Origin of the sequence: Paenibacillus sp. MER 180, assembly GCF_023713665.1 — a bacterium.
Lineage (GTDB): Bacteria > Bacillota > Bacilli > Paenibacillales > Paenibacillaceae > Paenibacillus_B > Paenibacillus_B suaedae.
In genome coordinates this window covers 243,504-260,135 of record NZ_JAMAVT010000008.1, presented here as the reverse complement: position 1 = coordinate 260,135, position 16,632 = coordinate 243,504, and the positions used below count along the sequence as shown (strand labels likewise).

At 46.5% G+C, this 16,632-nt stretch carries 3 protein-coding genes and 2 pseudogenes; all 5 read left to right on the top strand.

All coding sequences use genetic code 11. The annotated features are described in order from the left end of the window. Positions 1–23: 23 nt before the first annotated feature. Positions 24–1,427: pseudogene (locus tag M3661_RS31065) on the top strand (type I polyketide synthase); the annotation flags it as partial. Continuing rightward, complete coding sequence (locus tag M3661_RS31060; protein WP_483874661.1) at positions 1,410–2,255, top strand: acyl carrier protein; 846 nt, start codon at positions 1,410–1,412, stop codon at positions 2,253–2,255. The pseudogene M3661_RS31065 and the gene M3661_RS31060, both read left to right, overlap by 18 nt. Next, positions 2,252–11,260, top strand: coding sequence for an SDR family NAD(P)-dependent oxidoreductase (locus M3661_RS15400; RefSeq protein ID WP_251486472.1), 9,009 nt, complete (start codon positions 2,252–2,254; stop codon positions 11,258–11,260). Before M3661_RS31060 ends, M3661_RS15400 begins: the two co-directional genes overlap by 4 nt. Beyond that, positions 11,257–14,196 (top strand): type I polyketide synthase, encoded by a 2,940-nt coding sequence (locus M3661_RS15395; protein ID WP_251486469.1) that lies wholly within the window; start codon positions 11,257–11,259, stop codon positions 14,194–14,196. Before M3661_RS15400 ends, M3661_RS15395 begins: the two co-directional genes overlap by 4 nt. Next, positions 14,193–16,430, top strand: a pseudogene (locus M3661_RS31055) (SDR family NAD(P)-dependent oxidoreductase); the annotation flags it as partial. The gene M3661_RS15395 and the pseudogene M3661_RS31055, both read left to right, overlap by 4 nt. Between the last annotated feature and the right edge of the window lie 202 nt (positions 16,431–16,632).

Sequence of the window (16,632 nt, the reverse complement as noted above, 5' to 3'; positions counted from 1 at the left end):
CTTCTGATGAAATACGATCTTATGAGCCCATCGCTATTATCGGGATGAGTGGGAAAATGCCAAGTTCGGACGATTTGGACGAGTTTTGGAGGAACCTCGAGCAGGGAACGAATATGATTTCCATTATTCCGCAAGATCGCTGGGACTGGGCGGAATATTACGGGGATCCGAATTCAGAGATAAATAAAACCGATATCAAGTGGGGCGGTTTTATGAAGGAAGTGGACAAGTTTGATCCGCTTTTCTTCGGAATATCTCCCCGCGAGGCGGAACTAATGGATCCGCAGCAACGAATTTTTCTAGAAAGCGTGTGGTCGGCCATCGAGGATGCAGGCTACAGGGCTTCGGATTTATCTGGTTCTGACACCGGACTGTTCGTTGGCGTGGCAAGTAGTGACTATAATGAAATTTTGCAGCATACAACGGCAGAAGTGGAGGCACAGACGTCAACCGGCATGTCGCATGCCGTGCTTCCAAATCGAATTTCATATTTGCTCAATCTACACGGACCTAGCGAACCGGTAAACACTGCATGCTCCAGTTCGTTGGTGGCGATTCATCGGGCCGTAGAGGCTATCCAGAACGGGCACTGCGAAATGGCGATTGCGGGAGGCATTAACGTGATACTTACTCCGACTCTTCACATTTCGTTTAGCAAGGCGGGCATGCTGGCTCGGGACGGAAATTGCAAAACCTTTGACAGCAGTGCAGACGGGTACGTGCGGGGAGAAGGCACAGGCGTTGTCATTCTAAAGTCATTAAAGAGAGCGGTTGAGGACGGAGATCATATTTATGCGGTAATCAAGGGCTCTGCCGTCAATCATGGGGGAAAAACGAATTCATTGACCGCTCCGAATCCTTATGCACAAGCGAATCTTATCGTAAAAGCATTCGGAAAAGCACATATTGATCCTGCGACCGTAACCTATATTGAGGCGCATGGTACAGGCACTCATTTGGGGGATCCAGTTGAAATAAACGGATTGAAAGCAGCATTTTCGCAACTTTATCAAAAATGGGGAAAGTCCACTCCGATCGTTCCTCATTGCGGCGTCGGCTCGGTTAAGACGAGCATAGGGCACTTGGAGGCAGCGGCAGGAATCGCAGGTATTTTCAAGATTGCCTTGTCCATGAAGCATGGAACTATTCCTGGAAATTTACACTTTGAAAGGATGAATCCGTATATACAGCTTGACGGTTCGCCGTTTTACATCGTCAATAAGACGATTCCGTGGGCTAGGCTGACAGATTGCGAGGGGAGGGAGCTTCCGAGAAGGGCAGGCATTAGCTCCTTTGGTTTCGGAGGGGCCAATTGCCATATCGTATTAGAGGAATTCTGCGATGTGGGGTCAGTCGACTCATGCATTGATCCGCAAATTATCGTGATATCAGCTAAGCAGAAGAGCGCGTTGAAAGAATATTGTAAAAAGCTTTATCAATTTCTAACTATTGGACAAACTGGGGAGCCAGCTGGTCATGAGCTGACCCTTTCGCCTACGGCTCATGAGAGTATCCTAAGTGAGCTAATTCGATATAGTTCGGAAATATTGAACGTGGGCAGAGAAGAGATTGATCCGTGGGATCATTTGCTGCACTTGGGCTTCACACAAGTTGAATTGGTATCCTTGGCCGAACAAATTTCGAAAGCCTATCAAATCGACTTTCCTGCTTCTCTATTAGCCGTATACTCTACACTGGAAGCAGTAACGGGATATTTGCTGGAGAGCGTACCTTATTGCGGTGGATCCGGTAAGTCTGCCGGAATTGATTTGCAGCGGCTTGCCCGTACTTTGCAATCAGGACGAGAAGAATTTGGTTGGAGGCTTGCGATCATTGCAGCCGACGAAGCCGAATTGTCCAATAAATTAATGGAGCTTCTGAAGGCAGAGGATATGAAATTGCCGTCTGTCTTCTACGGCAAAGTAGAACGTAAAATTCGAGGGAAAACGGATATTGAATTCGATGAAGCTTCTGATGAAATTACTGAGGCAATAAGAAAACGTGATCTAACAGCTTTAGCCCAACTATGGGTCAACGGAAGCCAGATTCCATGGGAGCAGGTGCATCGAGGCCGTAAGCAGCTTCGCATGCCATTACCGTCTTATCCGTTTGCCCGGGAAAGATACTGGATACCTGAAGCACAGGCCCCGAGTGTGGAGATCGAGGATGAACAGCTCTTGCAGCTGCTTCGCCAATTGGAGAATGGGACATCGTCGATCGAACGTGTGCGGCAGGCCATGGGAGTGATGGAATGAAAGAGCAGAAGATGTTGGATAAAGTGCTTGAACTGGTAAAATCTAATCAGCTCAGTGCTGAACAAGGCATGGAAATGATTAAGACTTTGCGCAAGAAGAAGCAGGGCGATGCAATAGAGAGGACTCCGGATATGGAGCTCCTCTTTTTTGATGATGAATGGGTAGCATCGGATTTGCCAAATACAACTGTGAGCAAAAATACTGTTCTTCTATTTGACAACAATCAGGATTTGAGTACCGTTCTTAAAGAGTACTGGAAGCAACAGGAGATTGAGATTGTTCGAGTCGTACGAGGAATGAAGGCTGAAAGGCGGGGTGATGGGTATTATGCAATGAATCCCGAGAATGATGGTGACTATGAATGGCTGTTGAATGATTTATATCAGTGTGGCAGACATCCGGATATTATCATTCATGCGTGGTCAGATAGTCAGTTCCAGCCGAATATTCATAACCTTTCCGAGCAGTTGGCAAGCAGCTTCCACTCCTTGTTTACTTTATGCCAATCCATGATGGTACGGAAACTAACGCATCCGGTGAAACTGCTTTACGTATTCGAATCCAATGGCAGCGTTCAACCACAGTATGCTGCGATGGCTGGTTTTCTGAAATCGGTGCGCCAGGAAAATCCAGTGCTGGACGTGTGTTGTCTTGAGTTGTGCGATGCAAGCATGAACGAATCAGCAGAGATCATTGCGAAGGAAGCACTCAATCAAGATGGAGAAGTAGATGTTCAGATTCTAAGAGGAGATAGGCATGTTAAACGCCAAATTGTCTGTCCGCTCGAAACAGATTCAGTCCCGTCAGTTCCGTTGAGACAGCGTGGAGTGTACATCATTACCGGTGGATTGGGCGGAGTAGGGTATCTATTTGCCCGCTATTTAGCCGCTACAGTGCAGGCTCGGCTCGTATTATGTGGAAGATCAGCTCTTACTACCGCGCTGGAGAACAAAATAACGGAATTGGAATCGCTAGGTGCGGAAGTGCTTTACATTCAAGGGGACGTATCTGTACCGGATGATACAGAACGTACGATCACCGAGGCCAAACGTCGATTTTCGTGTATTAATGGGGTCATTCATAGTGCCGGTGCCATTTTCGACTCTTTTCTGATCAATAAAGAAAGAGAACACATGGAAGCGGTTGTGAAGCCAAAACTGTTTGGGACATTATTGTTGGATGAGGCGACTCGTAATGAGAAGCTAGACTGGTTTGTCGTCTTCTCCTCCTTGAGCTCGGTATGGGGGAATCCCGGACAATGCGATTATGCATATGCGAATCTGTTCTTGAATCATTTCTGCTCTGCGCGCAGCAAGCTGAGGGAAGAGGGGAGCAGGGAAGGGCTTTCATTGGCTATAAATTGGCCGCTCTGGAAGGAGGGCGGTATGAAGATCGCTGAAGCCTTGCAAACAGAAGATATACCGCTCCTGTCTTTGCCAACAGATGAAGGAATCAAATCCTGGGAGTTAGCCCTCGCTAGCGGGAAATCTCAAATATCTGTTCTTTATGGAAAAAAAGGCAGGCTGGCGGACTGGCTTCAGCGCATGGAGGAGAGGTCACGAAGAATTGGACATCGGAGCCCAACTGGCTTGCAGAACAGCGAGGTGCCTATTCAAGCACTACATCAGTATATTAAGACTTCAATGGGTAACGTGCTAAAGCTGTCTCCAGATAAAATAGACAATTCGACGCCTTTTCAAGAGTATGGGCTTGATTCGATTGCGATCAAGCTGTTCAATTCAAAAGTGGAATCCGATTTCGGGGAAATGTCCAAAACACTGCTCTATGAGTACCAAACAGTTGACGAACTGGTTGACTTTTTCGCAGTGCATTATGCAGATCGGCTTGGAAATGTGCTTGGCCTGGGGAAGGTAAGCACACCGGTGCATCGATCGGAAAGCATTCAAGAATCAAAGCGGAGCGTGCATGAGACAAGTTGTCCTCAAGCAGCTTTTCCTGAGCGTGGAGCCGTTGCGATTGTGGGTATCGGAGGGCAATATCCTGGAGCACGTACAATCGAAGATTTCTGGGATATTCTGAAATCGGGAACATCGTGCTTTACGGAAATACCTCAGACCCGTTGGAAACATGGGGATTATGGACATGATAACTCGCTGCCGCTTGCAGAAGGGGACATTTATTGCAAATATGGGGCTTTTCTCGATGGCGTGGATGAATTTGACCCAATGCTATTCAAGATGAATCCTCTTGAGGCAAAAATGATAAATCCGGAAGAACGCAAATTTTTAGAAACGGTATGGTCTGCCTTAGAAGACGCCGGATATGCCAAAGAGGCTTGGAGCGGAAAAAAGGTAGGGGTATTCGTGGGTGTGACTTCCATGACATACCCATTGTTGGGGGCCAATCAATGGAATTCTCCCGATCGAACGCCTATTCATTCTACATACTTCAGCTTGCCAAACCGGATATCGTATTTTTTCAATTTTACTGGTCCGAGCTTGGCATTAGATACGGCTTGTTCTTCGTCATTAGCAGCGATTCATTTGGCATGCCGAAGCATTCTGAATGGCGAAAGCGAGGCTGCAATCGCGGGCGGTGTCAATCTATACTTGCATCCTTCGAGATATCTGGGCATGTGCCAGAGCAAAATGCTCTCCACGAAAGAACAAACCAGCATGTTCGATGCCGCTGGAAACGGCTTTATACCAGGGGAGGGCGTCGGAGCAGTATTGATGAAATCGTTGGAGCGAGCTATTGAAGATGGCGATTATGTTTACGGAATCATTCGCGGATCTGGGATCTGTCACAAGGGATATTCTTCGGGATTCTTTTTACCCGATCCGCAGTCACAGACGGGATTGATCGAAGAAGTCATGAACAGCAGCGGAATTCATCCAGAAACGATAGGGTACGTTGAGCTTCAAGCTTTGGGCAGCGATATGACGGATACGATTGAATGGACTGGGGTTCGGCGTGCTTACGAGGCAAGGACACCGTTGCGGCAATATTGTGCTGTTGGCTCGGTAAAGCCGATAATCGGACATTTGGAGGCGGCAGCCGGTATTTCACAGCTTACAAAAGTGCTGCTGCAGATGAAACATAAAGCTTTCGTTCCTAATAAAGTGGCTGATTCAATAAACCCGTCGATCTGCTTGGAAGCATCGCCATTCTATATTCCGGCGGAACTGACAGACTGGCCTGCACTGACTATCCATGACGGAGATACGTACAAAGAGCTTCCACGCCGCGCTGCCATCAGCTCTTTTGGAGCAGGTGGCTTAGAAGCGCATCTAATTGTAGAAGAATACCAATCAATTGAGTTGCCGCCATATGCCGAGACGCTTATACCGGGCGAATGCATCGTTCCACTATCCGCTCGCTCCTCAGCACAATTGCGGCGCTATGCCGAGCGATTGTTGCAGCATTTGGAGCGACATGACTATCCTACGGCAAAAATGCCGGACATTGCGTACACTTTGCAGTTCGGAAGAGAAGCCTTTGCGGAGAGGACGGCCTTTGTTTGCCGAACCCCAGAGGAGCTGAAGGAGCAAATTGGTCGATATTTAGCTGTTTCGGCAATGGGAGATAGAGCGGACTGGAAGATCGAATATTCTACTTTACTCGCTTCTCAGATCGAGAATGAACAAATCGTAAAGCTGCTGGAGCGGTGGATGGCTGGCGAACAAATGGATTGGCCGCTTGTGAATGATATCCAACGGAGGAGGGTACCTTTGCCTACTTATCCTTTTGAACAAAGGAAATGCTGGTTGTACAGTGCGAATGATGAATCGGTTCCGAATTACGATGGCAGATTGAAACCGGCGTTGAATGATCAGGATGCCGTAGTAGCCGACTACTATGATGCATCAGTTCGATTATATGAGGAAAGCACCGAAAAGGAAGGTTATTTGACATTCGCCCCGTTTTCGGAGAAGATAACAGGATTTTCATGGCTGAACGTATTTTCCGAGCCTCAGCAATATCCGGCTATGGCCCAATTCGCCTTGGCTAAACAAAAAGAAATGAGAGATATGCTGTATCGGCATGTAGATTTTAGCAAAGTACATCATTTGTTGGATATCGGCTGCGGTTTTTCAACTGATTTGCTCCATCTCGCAAGAGCCCATGAGCATATACATTGCGATGGATATACCATATCAGCCAATCAGGCCGAATTTGGACAACGGCGAGTTGGCCGAGAAGGTTTGGTGGATCGGATTACTATTCATTGCAAAGACAGTGCAAAAGAGGATTTCCCCGGCATGTATGATCTTATCATTGGACTAGAAGTGACAGTGCATATCGCGGATAAACACGGGGTATTCGGGAACATCGCTAGGCATTTAAAGCGGAAGGGAACTGTTGTATTGGCGGATTGCCTCGCTAACACAGTGAATGAAGTACATTTGCCCCATGTCGGACAGTATACGAATACACAGGGGCAGTACAGCCGAATTCTTGCAGAGAATCGTCTGCGAGTAATTGATTGCATCGATTGCAGTCAAGAGATATCCAACTTTTTGCATGATCCGGAATTTGAGCAGAACTTGTCCATACTTAAGGAGAAATATCCCCACTTAGCTGACATGGAAACGGAACACCGTGCTTGGAACAATTTCGGAAAGGCATTGTCTTTGAACCTCTTTCGCTATGTGCTGCTAACCTTGGAAAAAGCAGACGATCTGCTGACTCAAGAACAATTGTTGATGATGAACGAATCGGCTTTTAAGCATGCAGCGAGCTATACGGATGCAGTCGGAAAGTGGCTTGGAAACAGTCTTCATTATAAAGAAGACGTTGTATACAAACGGGCTGAGGAAGCCGCTTTGCCGCATCATGTCGGCGGGATAAACGGGGATACGATTAGAAAGATGGAGGATAAGCTGGCGCAATGGTTCGCGGACACTCTCGAAATGAAGCCGACTGAAATCGATCGTCGCGCAAGTTTTTCCGATTACGGAATCGATTCGCTGATAGGTCTCAAAATATTGGATGACTTGAACCGGAAGCTGGAATTGAATCTGCAAGTTCAAACGATGTTCGATCATTCAAATCTTCGGGATTTAACTCAATATTTGGCGAAAACCCATCCAGAGGTTATCGAGCGCATTATCGGCGTACAAAAGCCTATGGATTGCTCCTTAAAGCGCGATGATCAAAAATCGGTCGTGCTGGAACGATTCGCTAAGAGGGAGCAGGAGAATAAGAATGAATGTCCTACACCAACAGAAACTGCAATTAAAAAGGAACGCACGGGACTATCCGGTGCATCTTCGGATGTTGCTGTAATCGGCATATCGGGGCGTTTTCCAGGAGCGGAAAATGTTCGCGAGCTTTGGGAGAATCTCCGACAAGGAGTCGATTCAGTGCGCGAAGTGCAGGCTGACAGATGGAACCCGAATATGTTTTATGATCCCGATCCGCTAGCTCCCAACAAAACGTATGGAAAATGGGGTGGCTTCGTCGCGGACATGGATAAGTTCGATCCGATCTTCTTCCAAATATCCCCTGCTGAGGTGGAAATGATGGATCCACAGCAGCGGTTATTTCTTCAAGAAAGCTACCGTGCGCTGGAGGATGCCGGTTACGCACCTGAAAAGCTGAATCACGTCAAATGCGGGGTTATCGCAGGGGTATTCGGCAACGAGTATAGTGCAATCGCGGAGGGAACAGCCGCGGGTTATAATGCACAGCTGATGCTCGGCAACACGAACTCAATATTGGCCTCACGCATCTCTTATTTTCTGAACTTAAAAGGGCCTGCCATCAGCGTGGACACAGCTTGTTCAAGTTCTTTGGTAGCCGTTCATTTAGCATGCAAGAGCTTGTTGAACGGGGAAACGGATATGATGCTCGCCGGAGGGGTTACATTGTATTTAACCGAAAAGCCCTTCATTTCCATGAGCAAAGCGGGCATGCTTTCCAGAGACGGAAAATGCAAAACATTTGCGGACGATGCCGATGGAATTGTTCCTGCGGAAGCTGCCGCAGCCGTCGTATTGAAGCGCTTGGATCGAGCTGTTGCTGACGGGGATTATATTTACGGCGTGATTAAAGGGTCGGAAATCAATCAGGATGGACGCACCAACGGAATTACTGCACCGAGTGCCAAGTCGCAAACGGAGATAGAGTTGGAAGTTTACCGAAAGTACGGTATTCATCCTGAAACAATCACTTATTTGGAGGCGCACGGTACGGGAACCAAATTGGGCGACCCGATTGAAATAGCGGCATTGACCCAAGCTTTTGCCACATACACCGACAGGAAACAATTCTGTGCGATTGGCTCGGCAAAGAGCAATTTAGGACATACATCTGCTGCATCAGGGGTAGTGGGACTAATCAAAATATTGCTATCTATGAAATATAAACTACTTCCTCCCACGCTGCACGCCGCGAAGGAAAATGAGCACATCGACTTCAAGGCTACTCCGTTCTTTGTGAACCGAGAATTGCAGGAATGGGCATCGGACGGAGCACCGCGGCGAGCGGCAATTAATTCTTTCGGCTTTAGTGGAACAAATTGTCACATGATCGTCGAAGAAGCGCCGCAATCATTAGATGTCGAACCATTACATGCAGTGGAATCGAATGCGGCTGATTTGTATATCTTTCCTCTTTCGGCAAAAAACAAAGAGCGCTTGCAGGATTATGCCCTGCAAATTGTACGCTTTATAAGCGGAAATGACGGCAGTGAACAACCTAACATTGCGAATCTATGCTATACCTTCCAAATCGGCAGGAGAATGCTGGAGGAGAGAGTTGGATTTGTTATCGGTTCCATATCGGAATTACAGGAGAAGCTTTTGGCTTACGGCAAGGGCGAGCACAATATCGAAGGTATGTTTACCGGAACGAGCAAACAGACGGATGAAAAATATGGCTTATTGCTCGAAGGTGAAGAAGGGCGGCAGTTCGTAGAGGCAATAATACGAAACCGGAAGTTGCATAAGCTGGCACAGATATGGGTATCCGGAGTTGATTTGAACTGGGAGTTCCTTTATGGATGCCAGGCTCCACATCGGATCCCAGCTCCCACGTATCCGTTTGCTAAAGAACGATATTGGCCAGAGGATCGGGCAAAGATCAGTGCAGCACTGCCTCAACGGATGGAATCCTTGTTCCAGACCGGTTCCAAAGAGGTTGCGGACGGAGAGGAAGACTCCAGAGGCACGGACTATACTTACGTACCAAGATGGAAGCAGGCGCCCACACCATCGGCAGAGGGGCAAAAATTCCAAATTGGCAGTAAACAGGTGCTTATCATGACTTCCGATAGTTCCGACCCGCTTGTGGCTGCAATTCGTTCCCTGCATTCGGCGGATGAAGTCTCAGTAACAGTTCTGGGAAGAGATACAGCAGAGATTTATCCATCCCAAACAATTATTGACGCTAGTAATCCGTTAGCGATTCATCAGCATATCAGTCAATATTCGAGACTGAATACGGTATACTTTTTGGCGAATTTTAGATGCAGCGCTGGAGAACAGATAAGCATGCTTGAGGATAGTCAAGAACAGGGGACGCTATCTTTATTTCGCTTGGTAAAAGCATTGATGGCTGCTCAGCTTGATCTTGGCTTGGAATTGAGAATCGTAACTTATAATCATTACGACGTACTGCCGGATGATATCGTGACTCCATTTGGGGCAGGGGTGCATGGACTGGCACGTACATTGGCAAAGGAGCTTCCGCAACTGCGCTTGACTCAACTAGACTTGAGTTGGAGCGACGTAGTGCAGAATTCAAATGGGAACGCAATAATGAGCCTTGCCAAAGCTATTGCGTACGAGCCTGCTCAGGCGCGTGGAGAAACAATAGCCATTCGTGGATTCCAAAAATTCAAACGAATTCTGGTTCCCGAAAAGATAACCGTTTCAACTACGCCAACGCGTTTTAGACATCAGGGCGCTTACGTTATTGTCGGCGGTTTGGGAACGGTTGGCTATATATTTGCTGAGTATATGGCGAAAACGTCAAATGCTTCTCTCGCTTTAATTGGAAGAAGTGAAATGAATACTGATATGCAGAAGAAGATAGAGCATTTGGAATCACTCGGGGGTAAAGTAATTTACTTGCAAGCGAATGTTGCTGATTATGATGCGATGAGAATAGCAATAGAACGGACAAAGTCGCAATTCGGAACGATTCACGGCATTATTCATTCAGCTTTAGATGTTCAACCCCAAGCGGTGCAAGACATGTCAGAAACGGATTTGCGAACAGCCTTGGAGTCGAAGGCAAAAGGAAGCGTGGTGCTGTATACTCTGGTTCAGCATGAACCACTGGACTTTTTCCTCTTCTTTTCCTCGGCTCAGTCATTTATCGGAACGACTGGATGGGCCCATTACGCGGCAAGCTGTGAGTTTAAAGATGCTTACGTTTCTTATCTTCAAACAGAATCCCACTTCCCTGTGTATATGGTTAACTGGGGGTATTGGGCCAAGCGCCGCGGGGAGTCTAATGAAGAATTAACTCGATACATTGAGCGACAAGGGGCTTATCCGTTAAGCGAAACCGAAGGCTTACAGTTGATCGAAAGTCTGTTGGGCACTAATATCCGTCAAGTTGCAGCCATTAAGGCTCAACCATACGTATTGGAGTTAATGAATGTAGATCACAGTCATTCCGTTACATTTGAGCTTGAAAAAGATAACATGTCACCAGGACATGATGACTCTATGAAGATTGCGGGCAAAGGAGCGGGAAAAGAAGAGGTTACGGAACTGATTACCCGCAGTGTGGCAGAAGTGCTGCATATGGATTCAGCAAGTATCAATCTTGAATTATCTTTTATGGAGCTTGGCGTGGATTCGATTTTGGCATTATCAATTGTAAAAATAGTAAATGATGCCTTGCAGACTGATTTGACGCCAAAGGATATATTCGATCATGCAACAATTGGACGATTAGCTGATTATATTGTGGGTGTAGGTTCCGAAGAGGATGAAGATGAAAGGCTTTTCCAGCTTTTTAAAAGCTTGGAACGCAAAGAACTGGATGTGGATGCGGCAGGCCATCTGCTGAGGGGAGCATCGTCATGATTGACATTGACGCGTACAAGAAGCAAATTCTTCAAATGGTGCGAAATCAAGAACTAACGGCAGAAGCCGGGTTGAAGCTCTATAAAATTTTGCAAGCGGATGAATTCTTGACGCAATCGCGTATAAGCGATGAAGGTATTGCCGTGATTGGTATTTCTGGAAGATTTCCAGAAGCTGATAACGTTCATGAATATTGGACGAATCTTGCGTCAGGAAGGGATTCGGTAAAAGAAATAACACGCTGGGATGTGAATGGTTTTTACGATGCAGATCGGAAGTCAAAAGACAAGAGCTACTGTAAAGACGGCGGTTTTTTGTCGAATATAGACAAGTTCGATCCGCTGTTTTTCAATATTTCACCTAGACAAGCCGAATTGATGGATCCCAGACAGCGCTTATTTCTGCAAGAAGCGTGGAAGGTTTTTGAAGACGCAGGCTATTCCAAACGAGATGTGGCGGGCAAGAAGATAGGAGTCTATGTCGGCTGTGAAGGCGATACCGATTATTTTGCATCATGCGAAACAGGAAGCGAGATTGGTTCCGAATTATTTCTGGGAAACTCCAACTCAATTTTGGCTTCGCGCATTTCCTATTTTTTAGATTTAAAGGGACCCAGCATAACGCTCGATACAGCATGTTCATCGTCATTAGTTGCAATTCATTTGGCCTCGGAAAGCATCCGTTCCGGAGAGTGTGAGATGGCGATTTGCGGTGGAGTTGCGCTATATACAACCTCTCAAGGTTATGTGCTGGCCAGTCGTATGGGAATGCTGTCTCCGGATGGTAGATGCAAAGCTTTTGATGATCGGGCCAACGGTTTCGTTCCTGGCGAAGCAGTCGGAGCTGTACTGCTTAAGTCCGCAGCGAAGGCAATTCGTGATCGAGATCATATATATGGCATTATCCGAGCCTCTGGAATAAATCAGGATGGCAAAACGAACGGCATAACAGCTCCGAGTTCAATGTCACAAACGGCACTGGAAACGGAAATTTATCGGAGATTTGGAATCGATCCCGCTACGATTACTTATGTGGAAGCTCATGGGACAGGGACGAAATTGGGAGATCCGATAGAATTCCATGCGTTGCAGGAATCGTTCAAATTGTTTACTTCCGACAAGCAATTTTGCGGACTGGGATCTGTCAAAACGAATATAGGGCATACAGGGGCGGCTTCCGGATTAGCCGGTTTCATCAAAATTTTACTGGCGATGAAGCATCGTCAGCTTCCGCCTACCTTGCATTTTGAAAAAGAAAATAGCCAGATCTGTTTGCGGGAAAGTCCATTCTATATGGTTACTGAGCTGACCTCGTGGTCAGCAGACCCGGGGAACCCGCGCAGGGCCGCCATCAGTTCATTTGGACATAGCGGAACGAACTGTCATATGGTGCTTGAAGAGTATGATATACAAGTCGAGGAGCCGGATGAATATCCGGCTTCAATGCAGCTTTTCCCGATTTCGGCTAAATCCAAGGACAGCCTTCGCCGAAAAATTTCTGACCTTCTTGCTTGGTGCCAAGAGAACGGGCGCTCGACATCTGTCAAGGAAATTGCTTATAGCTTGCAAACAGGCCGCAGTCACTTCGATTATCGCATTGCTTTGCTCGCCAATAGTATGGAAGATTTTGTTGAACGGTTGAATAATGCTGCGGCAGGGCACAGTCATCAGCATATTTTCTGTGGTATGGACAAATCAGCAAGAAATAAAGAGGATATCTCTTCAGATGAAAAAAAAGAATCAATGCGGCTCGTGCAGGCTTTGCGACAATCCGATCCTGTCGGTTCTGAGAGAGAGAACCTGCTGCAGCGATTAGGACAATTATATTGCGACCGAGTATATATTGACTGGAACGGCGCTTATGGCGATACAGAAGTACGAAAAGTTCCTTTGCCGTCATATCCGTTTGCTATGAAGAAGTATTGGCTTAGTGAAACTGCTGCAGTCAAATCAGAGGCGGTAAATCTCGGGCATTTGCACCCGCTGCTTGATTCCAATGAATCCGTATTCGGTTTGCAAAGATACAAAAAAACATTTCATCTATCCGAGTCAATCATCAAGGATCATGTCATTGGAGGAAACGTAGTGGTGCCGGGCGCTGTTTATTTGGAGATGGCAAGGGCCGCGGGTCAATTGTCCTATCCCGAAAAAAAAGTAACCGCGATTTCAAATATATTTTGGTTAAAGCCACTGCAAGTTTCAACTCCAACGGAAGCGTGGCTGCGATTGGAGCCGACGGGAGAACAGACGGCCGAATTCCAAATTGCAGCAGGTGCCGATGATAGAGAGCATATTCACGCACGCGGTAAAGTACGCTACGCGTCGAAGGGAGAAAGTGAACCCGACTTGGGTGAACTCCCAGTGGATGCTATTCGTGCTAGGTGCGTGGAAAGGTTGAGTGGACTCGATTGTTATGGAATATTCCGCAGCATGGGATTCCATTATGGAGTTTCCTTTCAAACGATAGAAAGTGTAAGTGCGAGTGAGCATGAGGTTCTTTCCCGGTATTGTCTTCCCAATCATTTAAAAAACTCATCGAAGTCTTATCTACTGCATCCGGTGCTACTCGACGGTGCCTTTCAATCATTGATCGGTTTTGGCGGAGCAGAGGAAGATGGAGAAGAGATGTTCTTGCCGTTTTCAATCGGTGAAGTGAAGTGGAGCGGAAGCGTATGCGATGTCGGCTATGTCTATGTGCAATATCGAGATGTCCAACTTCCAGGTGGGGAACAAGCGAAGCGATATCGTTTATGTATAACAGATATAGAGGGTAAAGTTCGGGTATTAGTAACGGATTACTTGGTTCGCAAGGTACCGGTGTCGAAAAAGAGTGCTGCCATGAGCGATGCGGAACTGCTGGAAATGTTGAATAGTGTGAAAAAGGGAACCGCCAGTTCTTTGGAAATTGTTCAACTACTGGGAGGGAACAGAATATGACGAAGTTCTCGTCTTTGCAGGAAGTTATCGAGGGCATTAAATCAGGCATTGTAAGCCCGGAAGAAGGGCTGATTTATGTAAAACGTTTCAAAGAGAAGCAGCTTGCAAGCTATCGTTCGGATAATCTTTCACTTGAGACAGAAGAACTGATTTATTACAGCAGTAAATGGGAGCCGAGACCGATTGGCGACTTTGAGAAAACACAAAACAAGCGAAACATTGTTATTTTCGATCTCACTCCGCAACTATATCGCAATTTTTTGGCGATTCTGAGAGAGGAATACAGCGAGTCGCAATTATACTGGGTCAAGGATGGAGACATGTTTGACCAAATAGATAGTCAGGAATTTGGATTGAATGTAAGGAATCCGGAGCATATGGATCGACTGCTGGAGCTAATGTCAAATGAGCGGCATACCGAGTGGGTGTGGATAGTCAATTGGGACTGGCAGGATTGGGAAACGGAAATGTATGAGAAGGAGAACAGGCTGGATGAATATATCCTGAATTTATTTCATCTAACAAAAGCCTGGATGAGAAGCGGGAAGCCTCAGGCTCTTCGGATTATGTGCATGTATGAAAGTGAGAGCGATGTCCCAAATCCTTTTTTTACGGCAGTCGGTGGTTATGCGAGATCGGTTCGTAAGGAATTTCCGAGCATTATCATTCAAACCTGCCACATTCAAGATTCGAAGCGGCGCGGCTGGGAGCAAAGGATCAAACTATTCCAGCAAATCCTGCGAGAGTTTGATGGTGAAGCAGATGAAGTAGAAATAGCATGCTCGATTCATGGACGACAGGTACTAACCTTGCATGAAGTGAAGGATTCTCCATCTGTCGTAATCAATACTGTCCCTCCACAGAAGAACGGCGCTGTCATTATAACGGGAGGAGTCGGAGGCATCGGATTTATTGTCGCACAATTTTTGGCGAGAACGCGGAAGACTAGCCTCGTCCTCGCTGGTCGATCTGAGGAGGATGTACGGATTGCTGATAAACTTAGTCACCTTCGCTCGCTTGGATCAGAGGTGCTTTACGTTCAGACTGATGTAACCTCACCGGATGAAGTAGATAGGTTAATTGAACGAACCAAGAATAATTTTGGATTCGTTCAAGGAGTTATTCATGGTGCCGGCATCGCAGAGGACAGCGTAATCATAAATAAGACAAGCGCTCAGTTCTGCAGAGTGCTGGCAGCAAAAGTTGCCGGAACGGTGCTGCTGGATCGGGCGACTTGGAATGAACCACTGCAATATTTCGTGTTGTTCTCTTCAATTACGGGGAAGCTGGGCAATGTGGGACAAGCCGATTATGCTTATGCTAACCGCTTTTTAGATGGTTATGCTCAGTATCGTAATCAAGTTGGTCGCTCTGGACACAGCATATCCATCAATTGGCCTCTCTGGACAGAGGGAGGAATGTCTGTAGATTCGCAGATGGAAGAATACATTTATAAAACTTCCGGAATACGAGCAATCAGTGCCGATACCGGGTGCCGAATTTTTGAAAATGCTCTCTATTTGAGTCAGGTGGAAATTATGGCGCTCGCAGGTAATCATTCAAAAATAAAAAGTTGGCTGGCGGCCAAAAAAGAAGAGGAGCAACCGGAGAGAATGCCGGTGCAGCAAATTGCCTCCTATTTGTCATCATCCCAGCCTGTCGGCAATAAAACGGATATAAACGCGCAGACAATCGATGCATCGCTTAATCTTGACCGATTGAGGAATGAACTCTCGATTTTTGCAGCTGCGATCATTAAAATCGACCGCAATGAATTAGATGATGAGACGAGCCTGGCGGAGTATGGATTCGATTCGATTACGTTCGTGGAACTGGCCAATCAGATTAATGATCGTTTCGGAATTGAAATGAGTCCCACCGTGTTTTATGGGTCACCTACGATTCATAGGATTGCCCAAAATATAGCTGAAGAGCACGGAGACACAGTTCAACGCAATTATTATTCGGCTGGTGAGAGCCGTAGTTCATCGGAGTTTGTTCAGGAACTACAGTCTGGTGAGGGGAATATATCCTGTACAGTTCACCACGAACAATCGGATTTATTGAACGGTGCTTTATTGGATGCTTTAGAGAAAGACGTTAAGACGATTATTTCCGAAATCATTCGATTGGAATTCAGTGAAATTGAGATGGATATCAGCTTAAGTGAGTATGGGTTTGATTCCATTACTTTTGTCGAGCTGGCTAACCGAATAAACGAAAAATATACGATAGAATTGACACCAACCGTATTCTATGGAAGTCCTACTGCATATTCTATCGTTCAATATTTGTCTGATCATCACCGGGGGGAAATCAGAAATGTTTATTCTTGTATGGCGGAGGAGCGATACCAGTTGCATTCCGATAACTTGAGCCCTTCGGAGGAAACGGAACAACCTTACATGTCACCGATGGAGTATGACGTATCAAGGG

Coding starts and splice junctions, on each gene's coding strand:
- M3661_RS15395 (WP_251486469.1), top strand. CDS start 11,257: ATGATTGACATTGACGCGTACAAGAAGCAAATTCTTCAAATGGTGCGA.
- M3661_RS15400 (WP_251486472.1), top strand. CDS start 2,252: ATGAAAGAGCAGAAGATGTTGGATAAAGTGCTTGAACTGGTAAAATCT.